This window comes from Enterobacter sp. Acro-832, from assembly GCF_011752745.1.
Lineage (GTDB): Bacteria > Pseudomonadota > Gammaproteobacteria > Enterobacterales > Enterobacteriaceae > Enterobacter > Enterobacter quasiroggenkampii.
Map to the genome: position 1 here is coordinate 1,380,393 of NZ_VWWX01000001.1, position 20,094 is coordinate 1,400,486.

The following is a 20,094-nucleotide window of genomic DNA, read 5'->3' on the forward strand; positions in this document are numbered from 1 at the left end:
TGTCGTTAGTTCGAAGAGATTTATCGGTGAAATAATTCGTGTAGCCGCTTTAATTAGCGGCTACACGTTCATTTAGTGAGAATTAATGGATTCCGCCAATACGATTCAGGCGTACGCCGGTCGGCCATTCGCCTTCCTGCTTCTCAAAACTCATCCAGATCGCGGTCGCTTTACCCACCAGATTCGCTTCCGGCACAAAGCCCCAGTAACGGCTGTCCGCAGAATTATCGCGGTTGTCACCCATCATGAAGTAATGGCCCGGCGGTACAATCCAGCTTGCCAGCTGCTGACCCGGCTGACGATAGTACATACCCAGCTGATCCTGCGCGATTGGCACGGTGAGGATCCGGTGCGTCACGTCACCCAGCGTCTCTTTGCGCTCAACCAGACGGATACCGTTATCTTTGGTTTCGCCTTTCGGTACCTGGAAGAATCCGCTGGTCGCTTCACCGCCGTTATGACGGGCAAAGGTCTGCACAAAATCACTTGGCTCGACGTTTGAGTAGGTGATTGGCAGCGCGTTTTCACATGCGGTACCGGAACTGCAGCCTGGCTGAACGGTGACTTCTTTCGCAACCGGATCGTAAGTCACTTTGTCACCCGGCAGACCTACCGCACGCTTGATGTAGTCCAGGCGCGGATCTTCCGGATATTTGAACACCACGATGTCGCCACGTTTTGGATGACCGGTTTCGATCAGCGTTTTCTGGTAGATCGGATCTTTAATGCCGTAGGCAAACTTCTCTACCAGAATAAAATCACCAATCAGCAGCGTTGGCATCATTGAACCTGATGGGATCTGGAACGGTTCGTAAATAAACGAACGTACCACCAGCACAATCGCCAGCACCGGAAACACCGAGGCGCCCGTTTCCAGCCAGCCCGGTTTCGGACCGACTTTCTTCAGGGTTTTCGCGTCAATACCATCGCCAGTGGCTGCCTGTGCGGCAGCCTGACGTTCACGACGTTTTGGGGCGAAGATAAACTTATCCAGACACCACAGCAGACCTGTCACCAGGGTAGCAATGACCAGGATCAGGGCAAACATGTTCGCCATGCCAACTCCTTAGGGTTATTTGCCGTCTTTACCAACATGAAGGATGGCAAGGAATGCTTCCTGCGGCAGCTCGACGTTACCGACCTGCTTCATACGCTTCTTACCTTCTTTCTGCTTCTGGAGCAGCTTTTTCTTACGGCTGACGTCACCGCCATAGCACTTCGCCAGAACGTTTTTACGCAGCTGTTTCACGGTGGAACGCGCGATAATGTGGTTGCCGATGGCAGCCTGAATCGCGATATCGAACTGCTGACGCGGGATCAGATCTTTCATCTTCTCAACCAGCTCGCGACCACGGTATGGCGCATTGTCGTTGTGGGTGATCAGCGCCAGCGCATCCACACGCTCGCCGTTGATCAGCACGTCTACACGCACCATGTTGGAGGCCTGGAAGCGTTTGAAGTTGTAATCCAGTGACGCATAGCCACGGGAGGTGGACTTCAGACGGTCGAAGAAGTCGAGTACCACTTCCGCCATCGGGATTTCGTAGGTCAGCGCGACCTGGTTACCGTGGTAAACCATGTTGGTCTGCACGCCGCGCTTCTCAATACACAGCGTAATGACGTTACCGAGGAATTCCTGCGGCAGCAGCATGTGACATTCGGCAATAGGCTCACGCAGCTCGTGAATATTGTTCAGCGGCGGCAGCTTGGACGGGCTGTCGACGTAGATCACTTCTTTCGAGGTGGTTTCAACTTCATACACTACCGTCGGCGCGGTGGTGATCAGGTCCAGATCGTATTCACGCTCCAGACGTTCCTGAATAATCTCCATGTGCAACAGGCCGAGGAAGCCGCAGCGGAAGCCGAAGCCCAGCGCCGTTGAGCTTTCTGGCTCGTAGAACAGGGAGGCATCATTCAGGCTCAGCTTACCAAGCGCATCACGGAAGTTTTCATAGTCGTCAGAGCTGACCGGGAACAGGCCCGCGTAAACCTGCGGCTTCACCTTTTTAAAGCCCGGCAGCGCTTTTTCTGCCGGATTACGCGCACCGGTCAGGGTATCGCCCACCGGCGCACCGAGGATGTCTTTGATGGCGCATACCAGCCAGCCTACCTCGCCGCATGTCAGCTCGGTACGGTCAACCTGTTTTGGCGTGAAGATACCCAGACGGTCGGCGTTGTAGACCTGTCCGGTACTCATAACCTTGATTTTGTCGCCTTTGCGCATGGTGCCGTTTTTAATACGCACCAGGGAGACAACGCCCAGATAGTTATCGAACCAGGAGTCGATAATCAGCGCCTGCAGCGGGGCATCCGGATCGCCTTCCGGGGCCGGAATATCACGCACCAGACGTTCCAGCACGTCGGTCACGCCGACACCGGTTTTAGCTGAGCAGCGCACGGCATCGGTCGCGTCAATGCCGACAATATCTTCAATCTCTTCCGCGACGCGCTCAGGATCGGCGGCTGGCAGGTCAATCTTGTTCAGAACCGGCACAACTTCGAGGTCCATTTCCATCGCGGTGTAGCAGTTTGCCAGGGTCTGGGCTTCTACGCCCTGCCCGGCATCGACTACCAGCAGCGCGCCTTCACAGGCCGCGAGCGAGCGTGAAACCTCATAGGAGAAGTCAACGTGGCCTGGGGTGTCGATAAAGTTCAGCTGATAGGTTTCGCCATCAGCCGCCTTGTAATCCAGCGTGACGCTCTGCGCTTTGATGGTGATACCGCGTTCGCGTTCCAGGTCCATGGAGTCCAGAACCTGGGCTTCCATTTCACGATCAGACAGGCCACCGCAAATCTGGATAATACGGTCAGACAGCGTCGACTTACCGTGGTCAATGTGAGCAATGATCGAAAAGTTACGTATGTTCTTCATATAGTTAAATAATTATGCCTTACGAATTCCTGGAGGCCGCTGTTCTTAGCCTGACGTTTTTCAGTGCGAAAACGCAGCATTCTACACTACATCTCCGCTACCTGGAAATGGACTTAGCGCCAGGTATAGCGTGAAGAAAGGACGTTTTCTGTTTTAAGACGTAAAAATGATAAAGCCCGATGAATCACCGGGCCTCAGAAGAGAGCGTCTCGACGCGAAGCTGGTCTGGCGCCAGCCCAACGCTGAGAATGACAGGCTGCCACTCCTCGCGCGCGGCAAGCGTCGGGGAGAGGCCTTTGGCAAGCCAGAATCCCCCCAGACCACCTAATGCGGCACCGCACATGGCGGCTCCGTCGGTGCCAAACAGCATCTGGAAAACGCCGCCCATAATAAACAGCCCGATCAGCGGAGAGAGGTAGACCAGCATGGCGGAGCTGAGCAGACTGCCTTCCGCGATGCCCAGTTCAACCTTCTGCCCGGCCATCAGCGGCTGTTCGCTTGGCACAGAAATCGTGTGCGATGTTTGCGGCCCGAGCTTATTCAGCACGCGGCTGCCGCAACCGGCTCGGGATGCGCAGCTATTACATGAGGCTTTTACATCGCAACTCACCAGCGCAATGCCGTTTTGCCACGAGACTACCGTCGCCCACTCTTTGATCATTGTGCGGCCCTGAATTTAATGCTGTCGGAGATGCGCTTCGCCGTTTGCGGAGGAAGTTCACCCACAATGGTGATCTCTGCGTTATCGCGTACCGTTGTGCTCACCGTACGGCGCCCGGTACGCAGCATTTGTTCTGCGCTGTTTGCCGTTGCGCGATTGATATTCACCGAGAAGCTGAACAAACCATCGGAATAGAGGCGCGATTCCACCGGCGTTTCAATCGTTGGCAACTGACGACGGCTGCTGGACACTTCGCTAAACCCTTGTGGGATCCAGGCAGGTACCCAGTTGAAATTAACGGAATCGCCTGCCGGAACGGAAAGCAGCGGCGGCAGGCTGGCCTTAGCCAGATTCTGCATGCTGTTGCCAACCTGATTGTTCACGCTGAAGGAGATAACGCGGAACTGTTCCAGCGTTTCACCGTCACGGTCAAGCAGGTCTACACGCATGGGGAGTTTGGTTTCCGCGTCGATCCAGACAATATAGCTGTAGCGCGTTCCATCCCGGGCGACAACGCGGATCACCTCACACAGTCTGTCCGCAATACGCGTACGCCCTACCGAGATAAAATCATAGTAAGGGGCCAGCCGTTTGAAGTCGGTGTAAATGAGTGACGGCAGAGAATCAACGATATAGTCGCCATTCAGCGTGAAAGGCTCCAGGCCGGGCTCGAAATAGCTGATTTCGTTACCACGCTGGACAACTTCCCGACGCGGGCCATCCATCTGTAAAAGCTGGGCGAGCGGCTGGTTATCAAGACGGGCATGGCGATAGCGTAACGACTCGACGCCCTGCTTATTGATGCTGATAAATGCCAACTCGTAATTGAGTGACTGGCTGGCCAGATTCATTTGCTGCAACAACGCCCCGGATGATACATCAGCCGAGGCGTTGGCAGAGAAGAACAGGCTACCCGCCATCAGAGACATGGCGAACCAAAGTTGCTTCATTACTGCGATTGCGTTCCTAAAGTTTGGTTTCCGGGCACCTGCACAGCAGCTTGCTGTGTCTGCGCCTGCTCAAACTGAAGCTGTTCAGAGTGCAGACGACGCTGCAACTCGTAATCCTGCAACATCGCATTAATGCGACGGCGCTGCTCCTGAACCTGCTGTTGCTGACCGCCGCTGGCGGAAGCATCAGCCGGTACGCCCAGGCTTACCGGGCTGGCTTTGCCCATCATCGGCAGTGTGTTAAACACTGGCGCTTCTGGCTGCTGATTAGTTTCAGACTGAGTATTATAGTGCTGGACGCCAACGATAACTGCAAGCGATACGCATGCAGCCACACCCATTTGTGTAAGCTGGCTGGCCCACGGACGCACCTTTTGCCAGAATGGCATTTTCTGCCACTGGTGAGGCGCGGGTTGAGCTTCAGGAATCAGCGGAGTGGTCTGATGAACAGGCTCATTCTCAATCGCCGCCATGACGCGGGCTGAGATATCGAAATGGAGAACCTCGCCGGTGTCACCGCGAAGGGTGTCACGGATGAGATGGTAACTCTCCCAGGTCTCTTGCATTTCGGGAGAATGAGACAACTCGTTGAGCAGCTCACTATCCACCGTTTCACCATCCATTAAAGCGGAAAGTTTTTCTTTCTGCATGCCTAATACCTTTTCCAGTATCCCGCTATCGTCAACGCCTGATAAGCGGTTGAACTTTATTATCAATAGCTTCTCGCGCACGGAAAATTCGTGAACGTACCGTGCCGACCGGACAATCCATGATAGCGGCTATCTCTTCATAGCTCAGACCATCCAGCTCCCGTAACGTAATTGCCATGCGTAAATCTTCCGGGAGCGACTCGATCGTGCGAAAAACGATTTGTCTCAGTTCTTCTGACAACATTAAGTTCTCAGGGTTCGAAATTTCTTTCAATGCGCCGCCACTTTCGAAGTTTTCGGCGTCGATTGCGTCCACATCACTAGAAGGCGGACGGCGACCCTGAGCGACCAGATAATTCTTTGCCGTATTGACCGCAATACGGTACAGCCAGGTATAAAAAGCACTATCTCCCCGGAACGAATCCAGCGCGCGATAGGCCTTAATAAAAGACTCTTGCACCACATCAGGCACATCGCCTGACGGTACATAGCGGGAAACCAGGCTCGCCACCTTATGCTGGTAGCGCACCACCAGTAAGTTAAAGGCTTTCTGATCTCCCTTCTGGACCCGTTCAACCAGGACCTGGTCCGTTAACTGCTCGCTCATCCGAGGTAATGTCTCCCCAAACCTAAATTCCACGCGTTATCGAAACGCCACTCTAAAAATACCGCACTTTGAGCAAGCACCGAATTAGAGTGTCTGATCTTCAATAAGTTCCGTAACGCCTTTGTTTTTGTTCATCGCGCCGCAGACCGTTCATTTTCTCTCATTATAAGTCTGTTCACGATACGCACCACTTTCTGACAAGAAACATCTTTTTCCCGCCAGAAGAGTAACGCAACCCAGTCTTTATTTCATCACAAAATCTGACGCTAACGATCTGCTTCGCAAAATAATTTCACTCATTTACCATCCGTTTACCTCTGCTTACGCGTTTAGTCATTGCAACAGTCATTAAAAAAAACGTGCGATAAATCGCATTCAGGTGCTATTCTGGCCTAACACTGTTTAGTAAATTAAACAACAATCATGAACACAACACCTGAACTCCATTGTGATGTACTGATCATCGGCAGCGGTGCTGCCGGTCTCTCTCTGGCGCTACGCCTGGCCGAGCATCAAAACGTTATCGTTCTGAGTAAAGGGCCGATAAGCGAGGGTTCCACGTTTTATGCCCAGGGCGGGATTGCCGCCGTGTTTGATGAGACAGACAGCGTTGCCTCCCACGTCGACGATACGCTGATTGCCGGGGCCGGGATCGTGGATGCGCACGCCGCAGAGTTTGTCGCCAGCAATGCCCGCCATTGCGTGCAGTGGCTCATCGACCAGGGCGTCTTATTCGATACGCAGGTTCAACCCAACGGTGAAGAGAGCTACCACCTGACGCGCGAAGGCGGTCATAGCCACCGCCGCATCCTGCACGCAGCGGATGCCACCGGGAAAGAAGTGGAGACCACGCTGGTCGGCAAGGCGCTGAGCCATCCTAATATTCGGGTGCTTGAACGAAGTAACGCCGTTGACCTGATTATCTCCGACAAGATTGGCCTGCCGGGCACGCGTCGCGTGGTGGGCGCCTGGGTCTGGAACCGCAATAAAGAGAAGGTGGAAACTTGCCAGGCGAAAGCTGTAGTGCTGGCCACGGGCGGTGCCTCTAAAGTGTATCAGTACACCACGAACCCGGACATTGCTTCCGGAGACGGTATCGCGATGGCCTGGCGCGCCGGCTGCCGGGTGGCGAACCTTGAGTTCAATCAGTTTCACCCAACCGCCCTGTTCCATCCTCAGGCACGCAACTTCCTGCTGACGGAAGCCCTGCGCGGCGAAGGCGCCTATCTGAAACGCCCTGACGGCACCCGCTTTATGCCGGACTTTGACGCCCGTGGCGAACTGGCCCCGCGCGATATCGTTGCCCGCGCCATCGACCATGAAATGAAGCGTCTTGGCGTGGATTGCATGTATCTTGATATCAGCCACAAGCCTGCAGAGTTTATTCGCCAGCACTTCCCGATGATTTACGAAAAGCTGCTCAACCTTGGCATCGATTTAACGCGCGACCCGGTGCCGATTGTGCCAGCCGCCCACTATACCTGCGGTGGAGTCATGGTTGACGATCATGGGCGTACCGATGTCGATGGCCTGTATGCTATCGGTGAGGTCAGCTATACCGGGCTTCACGGCGCGAACCGTATGGCGTCTAACTCGCTGCTTGAGTGCCTGGTCTACGGCTGGTCGGCCGCAGAAGACATCACCAAACGCATGCCCTACGCCCGCGAGACAGAGCGTCTGCCTGCCTGGGATGAAAGCCGCGTGGAAAATCCGGACGAGCTGGTCGTGATCCAGCATAACTGGCATGAGCTACGGCTGTTCATGTGGGATTACGTCGGGATTGTGCGCACCACGAAACGTCTTGAGCGCGCGCTGCGCCGCATCACGATGCTGCAGCAGGAAATTGATGAGTATTATGCCAATTTCCGCGTATCGAATAATCTGCTGGAGCTGCGCAATCTGGTGCAGGTTGCCGAGCTGATCGTTCGCTGCGCGATGATGCGTAAAGAGAGCCGCGGGTTGCACTATACGCTGGACTATCCGGATCAGCTTGCGGAATCCGGCCCGTCGATCCTCGCCCCGCAGGTTTACATAAACAGATAAAACGCCTGGGTCAGGGCAGTGTAATCTTCGGAATAACGCTGGTCTGGCCCACGGATCACCATTCGATCGTTAAAGCATTCACCCTCTTTCGGCGAGAGCGCCAGCAGCACGCGGTGTGGCAGTCGGCCTTCCGTATCCGAAATATCGGTACGCAAACGTAACGTCCAGCCAATCTCCTGCGCGATACCGATGAACGTGTTGCCGGTACTCTCTGGCAGGACCACGCAGAAAAAGCCTTCTTCGGAGATGAGTTCGGCCGCACTGGTGAGCAGCGCTTTATGATCGAGGGAACGGGTATAACGCGCCTGTTCGCGCTCAGGTGTCCCGCACTCAACGCCGGGCGCATAGTAGGGAGGATTGCTGACGATCAGATCGTAACGCGCGGTTTGTTCAGGCGCCCAGGCGAGCACATCGGCGCAGTCCACTTTCATGCGGGCAGCCCAGGGGGATTCGGCCACATTTTCACTTGCCTGCTCTGCCGCCTGCGCATCCAGTTCGACGGCATCGATGGTGACATGTTCTTCCGTGCGCTGCGCCAGCATTAACGCCACCAGCCCGCTGCCGGTACCGATATCAAGAATACGCTTAACCCCTGCGACAGGCGCCCACGCGCCCAGTAAAATACCGTCCGTACCGACCTTCATGGCACAGCGATCGTGAGCGACAAAAAATTGTTTAAACGTAAAACCATCGCGGCGCAGTTGCGCTTTGAGTTGAGACATGTCGGAGCAACCTTCTAAGTGAAACTGGAGTAGCATAGGGGAAAGCGAAGTGGCCGAAAAGCGATATCCATACAAACAGATGAAGATTACAGCCGTAACGTCTATAATCAGCGCCCCACACAGAGGTAGAACATGACTGTAACGACTTTTTCCGAACTTGAACTCGATGAAAGCCTGCTCAATGCACTTGAGAGCAAAGGCTTTACACGCCCGACCGCCATTCAGGCAGCGGCCATTCCGCCTGCGCTTGAGGGCCGCGATGTGCTCGGTTCTGCGCCAACCGGCACGGGGAAGACAGCAGCCTATTTGCTGCCTGTGTTGCAGCATCTGCTCGATTTTCCACGTAAAAAATCTGGCCCGCCGCGTATTTTAATCCTGACGCCGACGCGCGAACTGGCCATGCAGGTGGCCGATCACGCGCGTGAACTTGCGGCAAATACCCATCTGGATATCGCGACCATCACCGGCGGCGTTGCGTATATGAACCACGCCGAAGTATTCAGCGAAAACCAGGACATCGTCGTTGCGACGACGGGCCGCCTGCTGCAGTACATTAAAGAAGAGAACTTCGACTGCCGTGCGGTTGAAACGCTGATCCTCGACGAAGCCGACCGTATGCTGGACATGGGCTTCGCACAGGATATCGAGCATATTGCGGGTGAAACGCGCTGGCGTAACCAGACGATGCTGTTCTCTGCCACCCTCGAAGGGGAAGCGATTAAAGACTTCGCAGAGCGTCTGCTGGAAGATCCGGTAGAAGTGTCGGCGACGCCGTCCACCCGTGAGCGTAAGAAGATCCACCAGTGGTACTACCGCGCGGACAACCTTGAGCACAAGGTCGAATTGCTCAAACACCTGCTGAAGCAGGAAGATGCGCTGCGCACAATCGTGTTTGTCCGTAAGCGCGAGCGCGTGCACGAGCTGGCAGAAATGCTGCGTAACGCCGGGATCAACAACTGCTATCTTGAAGGCGAGATGGCGCAGATCAAGCGTACCGAAGGCATTAAGCGCCTGACCGATGGCCGCGTTAACGTGCTGGTTGCCACAGACGTTGCCGCTCGCGGGATCGACATCCCTGACGTCAGCCACGTCATTAACTTCGATATGCCGCGCAGCGGCGATACCTATCTGCACCGTATTGGCCGTACCGGCCGCGCGGGCCGCAAAGGGATTGCTATCTCATTGGTCGAAGCGCATGACTACCTGCTGCTGCAGAAAATTGGCCGCTATGTTGACGAGCCGCTGAAAGCGCGCGTTATTGATGGCCTGCGCCCAACCACGCGTGCGCCGAGTGAAAAAATGACGGGTAAACCGTCCAAGAAAGCGCTCGCGAAACGTGCTGAGAGAAAAGAGAAAGAAAAAGAGAAACCACGCGTGAAGCAGCGCCACCGCGACACCAAAAATATTGGTAAGCGCCGTAAGCCAAGCTCTGCCGCGCCAGAGACAAAAACGGAAGAGTAAAAAAAGCCGGGGAAAACCCCGGCTTTTTTATTCCCCCCGTAGCTGAAGCCTTACAGGCTTTCAGTAAAGGTACGCGCGATAACGTCGCGCTGCTGTTCTGGGGTCAGAGAGTTGAAGCGTACCGCATAGCCGGACACGCGAATGGTCAGCTGTGGGTATTTTTCTGGGTGCTCAACCGCGTCCATCAGCGTTTCGCGACGCAGTACGTTTACGTTCAGGTGCTGACCACCTTCCACGCGCACTTCCGGTTTTACTTCCATTGGAATTTCACGGTATTCGATTTCGCCCAGTTTGCTCACCGGCACGATTTCATCTTCAGCAAAACCCGCTTTCGCGACGACACAGCGCGCTTCGTTTTTCTCGCTGTCCAGCAGCCAGAAAGAGTTGAGCAGATCGTCATTTGCAGCTTTAGTAATCTGGATACCTGTAATCATGTGTTGCCTCCCTTAGGCTACATTAACTGATGTCGGCCTCTCGCGGCCAATTGGTAAAACCATTGTTTCTTGTGTGTATATATATCATTCACACCCCGGTGATTTATTGATTTAAATCAACAAAAACTCCAACCACATAAAGAGTGTGGTTTGAATTTATTGCTTTAGATCAATTTCACGACCTTACCAATTCAATTTAACCTGCACATTTTCAACATAAATTTAGCCACTTAGCGCGCATTTCAGTGTGCTATTTTGCTCACCGGGCTTTAACAGGTAAGCTAGTCAGAGATTGAAATTCGCAGGAGAGCGAGATGACGACACCTTTAACCTGGCATGACGTGCTGGCAGAAGAAAAGCAGCAGCCCTATTTTATCAATACGCTCAGCACCGTTGCGGCTGAGCGCCAGTCCGGACAGACGATTTACCCGCCGCAGAAAGATGTGTTCAACGCCTTTCGCTACACCGAACTGAGCGATGTGAAAGTGGTCATTCTGGGCCAGGATCCCTATCACGGCCCGGGTCAGGCGCATGGGCTGGCGTTTTCCGTACGTCCCGGCGTGGCGATCCCCCCTTCTCTGCTCAACATGTATAAAGAGCTTGAGGGAACCGTGCCCGGGTTTACCCGACCAAACCATGGCTACCTGGAAAGCTGGGCGCGTCAGGGCGTGCTGTTATTGAACACGGTACTCACCGTTCGGGCCGGCCAGGCGCACTCGCACGCCAGCCTGGGCTGGGAGACGTTCACCGATAAAGTCATCAGCCTGATCAACGATCACCGTGAAGGGGTCGTGTTTTTACTCTGGGGATCGCACGCGCAGAAGAAAGGGGCGATTATTGACCGTCAGCGTCATCACGTGTTGAAAGCGCCGCACCCGTCACCGCTGTCTGCACATCGCGGTTTCTTTGGCAGTAATCATTTTGTTCTGGCGAACGAATGGCTGGAAAAACGTGGCGAAACGCCTATTGACTGGATGCCTGTGTTACCGGCAGAGAGCGAATAGTATTTGAATGTGCCGGGTCGGCCCCGGCACATGAAGAGGCTTATGCCTTATTCTGACGCCACCACTCGGCCAGCAGTACTCCGGTCGCAACGGATACGTTCAGACTTTCCACATTGCCTGTCCCATCAATAGAGACGCTCAGATCCGCACTGGAGAGCGCCGCATCAGACAGACCATCGCGTTCCTGACCCAGCACCAGCACCATTTTGCGTGGCAGCGTCGCTTTAAACAGCGGCGTACCGGCATGGCTCGAGGTGGTCACGATGGAATAACCCGCTTTACGGAACTGCTCAAGGGCATCCAGCACGCTGTCGCCGGTGATCGGCTGTACGTGTTCAGCTCCGCCTTCCGCAGTACGGATCGCGGCACCGGATTCCAGCAGCGCGGCATCCTGCAACAGCACGCCTTTCACGCCAAAGTGCGCGCAGCTACGCATCATTGCGCCCAGGTTATGCGGGTTGCCCACGTCTTCCAGCGCCAGCACGCAGTCATCGGCATCCGCCTGACTGACCCACTGCTGAACGGTCGTACCGTTACGTTTTTTGATCAGGAAGCAGACGCCGCCGTGGTGTTCGGTACCGGATGCTTTGGTCAGCTCGGCATCATCAACCACGTGGTAGGCTTTGCGGTTTGCCGCCATCCAGCGCAGCGCTTCTTTAAAGCGCGGGGTTACGCTCTGAATAAACCAGGCGCGGACGATACATTCAGGACGGCTCTGGAACAGCGCCTGGCAGGCGTTTTCACCATACACGCGAGTCTCTTCCGCACGCTGACGGCGCAGCACTTCCGGGTCGATAAAGCTTTTACCGCTAATACCGCCGTGATCGGCCTTTTCTGGCGTTTCGTCGCCAGGGGCACGAGAAACGGTGCGCCACGGGGAGGCGTTATCACGTGAGAAGTCATCCCGCGGACGGTCATCGCGTTTGCGATCGTCACGCTTGCGGTCATCACGTTTGCGGTCATCACCGCGGTTGTTTCTGTCATCGCGGGCGGGGCGACGGCCACCGTCTGCACGAGAAGACGCCGGACGCCCGCCACCTTTTCCGGTACGCGGATTTTGGGTGCGTTTATCAGAGTCATCATCACTGCGGACATACATCACTTTGACCTTGCCGCTTTTATTTTTCATTTCGTCGTTCATGCTTTTCTCCACCAGCGCTGCGCGAAGCGCGCAGATTACCCGATGTGCCAGCGCATAGCCATAATTTCGTACAAAAGCCTGTGACTATTGTTCTCATTGAATAAAACGCATTGTTGTTTCAAACAGGCTCATTGATAATATGTAACATATTAGAAACATTATCGGCATTTTGCCGCTGTCCCACGGCTCTATCAGAGGTTAGTTATGAATACCGTATGTGCCAACTGTCAGGCTCTTAACCGCATTCCGGACGATCGGATTGAAGATGGTGCGAAATGCGGACGCTGCGGCCATGAATTGTTTGATGGCGAGGTCATTAACGCGACGGGTGCTACGCTGGACAAACTCCTCAAGGACGATCTTCCTGTTGTGGTTGATTTCTGGGCGCCCTGGTGCGGCCCATGCCGTAGCTTCGCGCCGATCTTCGAAGACGTGGCCGAAGAGCGCAGCGGAAAAATACGTTTCGTTAAGGTCAATACTGAAGCTGAACCTGAACTGAGCGCCCGTTTTCGCATTCGCAGCATCCCGACCATTATGATTTTCAAAAATGGTGAAGTGCTCGATATGCTCAACGGTGCGGTGCCTAAAGCGCCTTTTGAAAGCTGGTTAAACGAGTCGCTGTAACATTCTCGGGGCACATCTTGTGCCCCGTTCTCGCCTCTGCGAAAATAGGGTTTTTCCTGCATTTCGCCCATGACTGATAACGCTGTTCTTCAATTACGCGCCGAACGCCTTGCGCGCGCTACCCGACCGTTTCTCGCGCGCGGAAACCGTATTCGCCGCTGTCAGCGCTGCCTGCTGCCGCTGAAGGTTTGCCTGTGCGAGACGCTGGCGCCGAGTACGGCCCAGAGCCGTTTTTGTCTGGTCATGTTTGATACCGAGCCGATGAAGCCCAGCAATACCGGTCGCCTCATTGCCGATATTCTGCCGGATACCGCGGCATTTCAGTGGTCCCGTACGGAGCCCCCTCAGGCGCTGCTCGACTTAGTGGCAAGCCCGGACTATCAGCCGATGGTCGTTTTCCCTGCGTCATATGCAGGTGTCGATCGCCAGGTGCTTTCGACGCCGCCAGCCGGTAAATCGCCGTTGTTTATTATGCTGGACGGCACCTGGACCGAAGCGCGAAAGATGTTTCGTAAAAGCCCGTATCTCGACGCACTGCCGGTGATTTCTGTCGATCTGTCCCGCGTCTCCGCCTATCGCCTGCGTGAAGCGCATGCTGACGGGCAATACTGCACCGCCGAAGTGGCCATTGCGCTTCTGGACCTGGCGGGTGATACCGCTGCGGCTCACGCCCTGGGCAACCATTTCTCCTGTTTCCGGGAACGCTATCTGGCGGGAAAAACCGTTCATAAGGGCAGCGTCACAGCAGCCGAGACGGAAAGCGTTTAAAATCATCAGGTCGCTTGCATTCACAGGAGGCCTGCATGAGCCAGCGAGGGTTAGAAGCGCTACTTCGTCCTAAATCCATTGCCGTCATCGGCGCATCAATGAAACCGGATCGTGCTGGCTATCTGATGATGCGCAACCTGCTGGCCGGGGGATTTAATGGTCCCGTCATGCCCGTCACACCGGCGTATAAGGCGGTTCAGGGAGTGCTTGCATGGCCTGATGTACAGAGCCTGCCTTTCGTACCGGATCTGGCCGTACTGTGTACAAACGCGAAACGGAACCCGGAACTGCTGGAATCGCTCGGCAAGAAAGGCTGTAAAACCTGCATTATTCTCTCGTCTCCGCCGGAACAGAAAGCCGAGCTTTTGGCCTGCGCCAGCCGCTATCAAATGCGCATTCTTGGGCCAAACAGTCTGGGCCTGCTCGCCCCCTGGCAGGGGCTGAATGCCAGCTTCTCTCCGGTTCCAATCCGCAAAGGCAAGCTCGCGTTTATCTCGCAGTCGGCTGCAGTATCGAACACCATTCTCGACTGGGCGCAGCAGCGTGAAATGGGATTCTCCTACTTCATTGCGCTCGGCGACAGTCTGGATATCGACGTCGATGAGCTACTGGATTTTCTGGCGCGTGACGGTAAAACCAGTGCGATCCTGCTTTATCTTGAGCACCTCAGCGACGCGCGTCGTTTTGTCTCGGCGTCGCGAAGCGCGTCGCGCAATAAGCCGATCCTGGTGATCAAAAGCGGACGTAGCCCTGCGGCACAGCGTCTGCTGCATTCGCATTCCGGCATGGATCCCGCCTGGGACGCAGCCATTCAGCGCGCGGGTTTGCTGCGGGTACAGGATACGCACGAGCTTTTTTCCGCCGTTGAGACGTTAAGCCATATGCGCCCGTTACGCGGTGAGAAGTTAATGATTGTCAGTAACGGTGCCGCCCCTGCCGCACTCGCCCTGGATGAGCTGTGGCGGCGCTTCGGCAAGTTGGCCACGCTGAGTGAAGAGACGCTGCAGCGCCTGAAAGATACGCTTCCGACTAGCGTGACGCCCGGCAATCCGCTTGATTTGCGCGATGATGCCAGCAGCGAGCGCTATATCAAGGCAATTTCCATTTTGCTGGATAGCCAGGATTTCGATGCGCTGATGATTATCCACTCCCCCAGCGCGGTCGCGCCGGGCAGCGAAAGCGCGCGCGCGCTCATTGAGGCCGTGCGCAACCATCCACGAGGCAAATATGTCACCCTGCTGACCAACTGGTGCGGTGAGTTTTCTTCGCAGGAGGCGCGACGTCTGTTCAGCGAAGCCGGACTGCCAACCTACCGCACGCCGGAAGGCACCATTACCGCGTTTATGCACATGGTGGAATATCGCCGCAACCAGAAACAGCTCCGCGAGACGCCGGCGTTGCCCGGTAATCTGACGGCCAATACCGTCGACGTTCACCGGCTGTTGCAGCAGGCAATCGAAGAAGGCGCGACGTCGCTGGATACGCATGAAGTCCAGCCCATTCTGGGCAGCTACGGGATGCAGACCCTGCCGACCTGGATCGCCAGCGACAGCGCTGAGGCCGTGCATATTGCCGAGCAGATTGGCTATCCGGTTGCCCTGAAGCTGCGCTCCCCGGATATCCCGCATAAGTCTGACGTTCAGGGGGTGATGCTCTACCTGAGAACGGCGACTGAGGTGCAGCAGGCCGCAGATGCCATTTTTGACCGGGTCAAAATGGCCTGGCCACAGGCCAGGATCCACGGCTTGCTGGTGCAAAGCATGGCTAACCGTGCAGGCGCTCAGGAGTTACGGGTGGTGGTCGAACACGATCCCGTCTTCGGCCCGCTCATCATGCTGGGTGAAGGTGGTGTGGAGTGGCGCCCGGAGGAACAGGCCGTGGTGGCGTTACCGCCGCTGAACATGAACCTGGCGCGTTATCTGATTATCCAGGCGATCAAAAGCAAAAAGATCCGCGGCCGGAGCGCGCTGCGTCCGCTCGATATTGCCGGGCTAAGTCAGTTCCTGGTGCAGGTCTCTAACCTGATTGTGGATTGTGCCGAGATCCAGCGGCTGGACATTCATCCGCTGCTCGCCTCCGGCAATGAGTTTACGGCGCTGGACGTGACCCTGGATATCGCGCCCTTTGAAGGAGACAGAGAGAGCCGTCTGGCGATCCGCCCGTATCCCCTGCAGCTGGAGGAGTGGGTTGAGATGAAAAATGGGGAACGCGCCCTGTTCCGCCCTATTCTGCCGGAAGATGAGCCCCAGCTGCGGGCCTTTATCTCTCAGGTCACGAAAGAGGATCTTTATTATCGCTATTTTAGCGAAATCAACGAATTTACCCACGATGATTTAGCCAATATGACCCAGATCGACTACGATCGAGAAATGGCGTTTGTTGCCGTTCGTCGCGCCGATAAGGGTGATGAGATCCTCGGCGTCACGCGTGCGATTTCTGACCCGGATAACGTCGATGCGGAGTTTGCCGTGCTGGTACGCTCCGATCTTAAAGGTCTGGGCCTGGGAAGACGACTGCTGGAAAAACTCATCAGTTATACGCGAGATCACGGATTGTTACGCCTTAATGGCATTACTATGCCTAACAATCGCGGTATGGTGACCCTGGCGCGAAAACTTGGTTTTGACGTTGATATTCAGTTGGACGAAGGTATTGTTGCCTTGTCCCTTAGTCTGACATCAGCAGACAAACGCGAGTAAGCTACTGGAAATGTTACCCACTTTGGACGGGACTGGTGGTATCATTGTCCGCTTATGTTGTTTGCATAGTACAGACAACCCTTCAATGAACAGAGAAGAAACGCACTGTGATGTTGTCAAAATTTAAGCGTAATAAACATCAACAACACCTTGCTCAACTACCGAAGATTTCTCAGTCAGTTGATGATGTAGAGTTCTTTTACGCTCCCGCTCATTTTCGGGAGACGCTTCTGGAAAAGATTGCCAGCGCCACGCGACGCATTTGCATTGTGGCACTGTATCTTGAACAGGATGAAGGCGGGCGCGCGATCCTGAACGCGCTCTATGAAGCCAAACGTCAGCGTCCGGAACTGGATGTACGCGTGCTGGTAGACTGGCATCGCGCCCAGCGTGGCCGTATTGGCGCTGCCGCGTCAAACACCAATGCTGACTGGTATTGCCGCACGGCGCAGGAAAATCCTGGCGTTGATGTGCCTGTTTATGGCGTCCCGGTGAATACCCGTGAAGCACTCGGCGTTCTTCATTTCAAGGGGTTCATTATTGATGACAGCGTGCTTTACAGCGGCGCCAGTCTCAATGATGTCTACCTTCATCAGCTCGATAAATATCGCTACGACCGCTACCATCTGATCCGTAATCCGCAGATGGCCGATATCATGTTCAACTGGGTTGATAAAAATCTGGTTCATGGCCGTGGTGTTAATCGTCTTGACGATCCCGAGCGCCCTAAAAGCCCGGAAATCAAAAATGATGTTCGCGCCTTCCGCCAGGAGCTGCGCGATGCGGTCTATCATTTCCAGGGCGATGCGAACAACGAAGAGTTATCCGTTACCCCGCTGGTAGGGCTCGGCAAATCAAGCCTGCTGAACAAAACGATTTTCCATCTGATGCCGTGCGCGGAGCAGAAACTCACTATCTGCACGCCGTATTTCAACCTTCCTGCCGTGCTGGTGCGTAATATCATTCAGCTGCTGCGCGAGGGTAAAAAAGTGGAAATCATCGTGGGTGATAAAACGGCAAACGACTTCTTTATTCCCGAAGATCAGCCGTTCAAAATCATCGGTGCATTGCCTTATCTCTATGAGATTAACCTTCGCCGTTTCCTGAGCCGCTTACAGTATTACGTCAACACTGACCAGCTGGTTGTGCGTCTCTGGAAAGATGAAGACAATAGTTACCATCTGAAAGGCATGTGGGTCGACGATGAGTGGATGCTGCTGACCGGTAACAACCTGAACCCGCGCGCGTGGCGACTGGATCTGGAAAACGCTATCCTGATCCATGATCCGCAGCATGAGTTAGCCGCCCAACGTGAACGCGAGCTGGAGCTGATTCGCACCCATACAACCGTGGTGAATCACTACCGCGAACTGCAGAGCATTGCCGATTATCCGGTGAAAGTTCGCAAGCTTATTCGCCGCTTACGTCGTATCCGTATCGACCGACTTATCAGCCGTATTCTGTAATGTCCAGGCCCTGTCACCCGCAGGGCTTTTTTATGGGGCCCGTTGATGCGTATTCCTCTGTTACTGAGCGTCATTTTCCTGAGTGGCTGTAGCCATATGGCCAACGATAGCTGGTCCGGACAGGATAAAGCACAGCATTTTCTCGCTTCCGCAATGTTGTCCGCTGCTGGTAATGAATATGCCCAGCATCAGGGATACAGCCGGGATCGTAGCGCGACGATCGGGCTGATGTTCTCAGTAAGTCTTGGGGCATCAAAAGAACTGTGGGATAGCCGCCCCGCAGGGAGCGGCTGGAGCTGGAAAGATTTCGCCTGGGATGTCGCTGGCGCAACGACTGGCTATGCCGTATGGCAGATGGCGCGGTATTAAAGTCGAATGCCTTTCCCTTTGCGATGCAGCATCAGGGAGACAACAAACGCCAGTGCCCCCATTCCCGTTACGTACCAGAAGAATGTCGTTTCGCTTCCCCATGATTTAAGCGACAGCGCTACGTACTCCGCCGATCCGCCAAACACCGCGTTGGCGACCGCATAAGAGAGCCCTACCCCTAACGCACGGACCTGCGCCGGGAACATCTCGGCTTTCAGTATCCCGCTGATGGAGGTGTAGAAACTGACAATCACCATCGCCACCATCACCAGCGCAAAGGCAGCATACGGTGAAGAGACATGCTGAAGCGCAGTCAGAATGGGGACGGTACATAATGCCGACAATCCGCCAAAAATGAGCATCGACGTACGTCGGCCAATTTTATCCGAGAGCGCGCCGACGATCGGCTGTATGAGCATAAAGACAAACAGCGCCACGGTCATGACCACGCTGGCGACGTTTGCGTGCATGCCGGTGGTGTTTACCAGGTATTTTTGCATATAGGTGGTGAACGTATAAAAACTGAGAGAACCGCCTGCAGTGAAGCCCAGCACCATCAGGAAAGCTTTGCGGTTACGCCATAACCCTTTGAATGTTCCCGCCTCCTTCAGCATCCTGACCTCTTTCTGAGAGGTTTCATCTAGCTGACGGCGTAGCCAAAGTGCAACGACCGCCAGTACAGCGCCCATTGCGAAAGGGATCCGCCATCCCCAGGCGTGAAGTTGTTCGTCCGTCAGAATTTGCTGCAGGATCACCACCACAAGAATGGCCAGCAGTTGACCGCCAATCAGCGTGACGTACTGGAATGAGGCGTAAAAACCTTTACGGCCTTCCAGTGCAATTTCACTCATGTAGGTTGCACTGGTACCGTATTCACCGCCCACCGATAATCCCTGGAATAAGCGGGCCAGCAAAAGTAGTGCCGGTGCCCAGGTACCAATCGATGCATATCCCGGTAAGCAGGCGATCACCAGCGAGCCAAAGCACATCATGCACACCGAGATCAGCATAGAGGCCTTACGCCCGCGACGATCCGCAATACGGCCGAACAGCCAGCCCCCGATGGGTCGCATCAAGAAGCCTGCGGCGAAGACTCCTGCCGTTTGTAGCAGCTGCGTGGTGGTGTTGCCGGAGGGGAAGAAAATATGTGCGAAGTAGAGTGAACAGAATGAGTAGACGTAAAAGTCGAACCATTCAACCAGATTCCCTGAAGAGGCGCTGATGATTGCCCATACCCTTCTTCGGGTATCACTGTGAGCCAGCGTCCCGTTTGATGTCATGCTTTCTGTCATTGTGATTATGCTCCTGCCATAAACTGCGGCGTATTGAGCCATGAGACTCAATAACCTCGTAAATGAAATGTTATAATTTTGTTATAAATCACATTGAGACAGAGATCACACATTCCATTAGCAGGATAAGGGATTAAGACAAAAGCCAGAGTGGAAAAACAAAAGCAAAAAACCCCGCACCTTCCGGTACGGGGTTTTTCTTAATTGATGCCTGGCAGTTCCCTACTCTCACATGGGGAGACCCCACACTACCATCGGCGCTACGGCGTTTCACTTCTGAGTTCGGCATGGGGTCAGGTGGGACCACCGCGCTAAAGCCGCCAGGCAAATT

The 20,094-nt window shown here is 54.8% G+C and carries 18 protein-coding genes, 1 rRNA gene and 1 pseudogene; 9 read left to right on the forward strand and 11 right to left on the reverse strand.

Translation table 11 applies throughout. The features are described 5' to 3' along the window. Positions 1-82: 82 nt before the first annotated feature. From lepB to rpoE, 6 genes are all read right to left on the reverse strand, one after another. Complete coding sequence (gene lepB / locus F3J31_RS06325) at positions 83-1,057, reverse strand: signal peptidase I (protein WP_045908532.1); 975 nt, start codon at positions 1,055-1,057, stop codon at positions 83-85. Between the two features lie 15 nt (positions 1,058-1,072). Then, on the reverse strand, positions 1,073-2,872 hold the full coding sequence (lepA, locus tag F3J31_RS06330) for a translation elongation factor 4 (protein WP_008502183.1): 1,800 nt from the start codon (positions 2,870-2,872) through the stop codon (positions 1,073-1,075). A 184-nt stretch (positions 2,873-3,056) separates the two neighbouring features. Continuing rightward, positions 3,057-3,533 (reverse strand): SoxR-reducing system protein RseC, encoded by a 477-nt coding sequence (gene rseC / locus F3J31_RS06335; protein WP_032653064.1) that lies wholly within the window; start codon positions 3,531-3,533, stop codon positions 3,057-3,059. After that, on the reverse strand, positions 3,530-4,483 hold the full coding sequence (gene rseB, locus F3J31_RS06340) for a sigma-E factor regulatory protein RseB (RefSeq protein WP_023308851.1): 954 nt from the start codon (positions 4,481-4,483) through the stop codon (positions 3,530-3,532). Before rseB ends, rseC begins: the two co-directional genes overlap by 4 nt. Continuing rightward, positions 4,483-5,133 (reverse strand): anti-sigma-E factor RseA, encoded by a 651-nt coding sequence (rseA, locus tag F3J31_RS06345; protein ID WP_008502186.1) that lies wholly within the window; start codon positions 5,131-5,133, stop codon positions 4,483-4,485. The genes rseB and rseA overlap by 1 nt, the downstream gene beginning before the upstream one ends. 31 nt (positions 5,134-5,164) lie before the next feature. Continuing rightward, positions 5,165-5,740: an RNA polymerase sigma factor RpoE gene (gene rpoE / locus F3J31_RS06350; protein ID WP_006176728.1), complete on the reverse strand. Its 576-nt coding sequence runs from the start codon at positions 5,738-5,740 to the stop codon at positions 5,165-5,167. Positions 5,741-6,163: 423 nt separating this feature from the next. On the opposite strand from rpoE, the gene nadB reads away from it, so the two are divergent. Then, complete coding sequence (nadB, locus tag F3J31_RS06360; RefSeq protein ID WP_167211976.1) at positions 6,164-7,783, forward strand: L-aspartate oxidase; 1,620 nt, start codon at positions 6,164-6,166, stop codon at positions 7,781-7,783. Here nadB and F3J31_RS06365 read toward each other — a convergent pair. Beyond that, complete coding sequence (locus F3J31_RS06365; RefSeq protein ID WP_045908530.1) at positions 7,768-8,505, reverse strand: tRNA1(Val) (adenine(37)-N6)-methyltransferase; 738 nt, start codon at positions 8,503-8,505, stop codon at positions 7,768-7,770. The genes nadB and F3J31_RS06365 overlap by 16 nt on opposite strands. A gap of 132 nt (positions 8,506-8,637) precedes the next feature. On the opposite strand from F3J31_RS06365, the gene srmB reads away from it, so the two are divergent. Beyond that, positions 8,638-9,966, forward strand: a complete 1,329-nt coding sequence (srmB, locus tag F3J31_RS06370) for an ATP-dependent RNA helicase SrmB (RefSeq protein WP_023344704.1) — start codon at positions 8,638-8,640, stop codon at positions 9,964-9,966. Positions 9,967-10,016: 50 nt separating this feature from the next. Here srmB and grcA read toward each other — a convergent pair whose 3' ends face one another. Beyond that, entirely contained in the window at positions 10,017-10,400 is a 384-nt protein-coding gene (grcA, locus tag F3J31_RS06375; RefSeq protein WP_008502190.1) for an autonomous glycyl radical cofactor GrcA, read from the reverse strand. A 314-nt stretch (positions 10,401-10,714) separates the two neighbouring features. Between grcA and ung the strand changes: the two genes are divergently transcribed. Further along, the gene (ung, locus tag F3J31_RS06380; protein ID WP_167211979.1) at positions 10,715-11,404 is read left to right on the forward strand and encodes a uracil-DNA glycosylase; all 690 of its coding nucleotides are present in this window, start codon (positions 10,715-10,717) and stop codon (positions 11,402-11,404) included. Positions 11,405-11,444: 40 nt separating this feature from the next. Here ung and F3J31_RS06385 read toward each other — a convergent pair whose 3' ends face one another. Further along, positions 11,445-12,545, reverse strand: coding sequence for a tRNA/rRNA methyltransferase (locus F3J31_RS06385; protein WP_008502192.1), 1,101 nt, complete (start codon positions 12,543-12,545; stop codon positions 11,445-11,447). A 204-nt stretch (positions 12,546-12,749) separates the two neighbouring features. Here F3J31_RS06385 and trxC point away from each other — a divergent pair, with 204 nt between their 5' ends. The 6 genes and pseudogenes from trxC to F3J31_RS06410 all read left to right on the forward strand — a co-directional run bounded on the left by trxC (position 12,750) and on the right by F3J31_RS06410 (position 18,471). Continuing rightward, complete coding sequence (trxC, locus tag F3J31_RS06390) at positions 12,750-13,169, forward strand: thioredoxin TrxC (protein WP_045908528.1); 420 nt, start codon at positions 12,750-12,752, stop codon at positions 13,167-13,169. A gap of 69 nt (positions 13,170-13,238) precedes the next feature. Next, positions 13,239-13,937 carry a tRNA-uridine aminocarboxypropyltransferase gene (gene tapT / locus F3J31_RS06395; RefSeq protein WP_167211982.1) on the forward strand — a complete coding sequence of 233 codons (699 nt, stop codon included), beginning with the start codon at positions 13,239-13,241 and terminating at the stop codon, positions 13,935-13,937. 35 nt (positions 13,938-13,972) lie between these two features. Next, positions 13,973-16,636 (forward strand): protein lysine acetyltransferase, encoded by a 2,664-nt coding sequence (gene pat / locus F3J31_RS06400; protein WP_167211985.1) that lies wholly within the window; start codon positions 13,973-13,975, stop codon positions 16,634-16,636. Between the two features lie 85 nt (positions 16,637-16,721). Further along, positions 16,722-16,763: pseudogene (locus tag F3J31_RS23385) on the forward strand (hypothetical protein). Beyond that, entirely contained in the window at positions 16,747-18,102 is a 1,356-nt protein-coding gene (gene pssA / locus F3J31_RS06405) for a CDP-diacylglycerol--serine O-phosphatidyltransferase (protein WP_023294337.1), read from the forward strand. Before F3J31_RS23385 ends, pssA begins: the two are co-directional and overlap by 17 nt. A gap of 45 nt (positions 18,103-18,147) precedes the next feature. Beyond that, positions 18,148-18,471: a YfiM family lipoprotein gene (locus F3J31_RS06410; RefSeq protein WP_167211988.1), complete on the forward strand. Its 324-nt coding sequence runs from the start codon at positions 18,148-18,150 to the stop codon at positions 18,469-18,471. Here the strand turns inward: F3J31_RS06410 and F3J31_RS06415 are convergent. Together F3J31_RS06415 and rrf are read right to left on the reverse strand one after the other, a co-directional pair. Beyond that, positions 18,468-19,763, reverse strand: coding sequence for an MFS transporter (locus tag F3J31_RS06415; protein WP_045908524.1), 1,296 nt, complete (start codon positions 19,761-19,763; stop codon positions 18,468-18,470). The genes F3J31_RS06410 and F3J31_RS06415 overlap by 4 nt on opposite strands. Positions 19,764-19,972: 209 nt before the next feature. Beyond that, positions 19,973-20,088: ribosomal RNA gene (rrf, locus tag F3J31_RS06420) — 5S ribosomal RNA — on the reverse strand. Between the last annotated feature and the right edge of the window lie 6 nt (positions 20,089-20,094).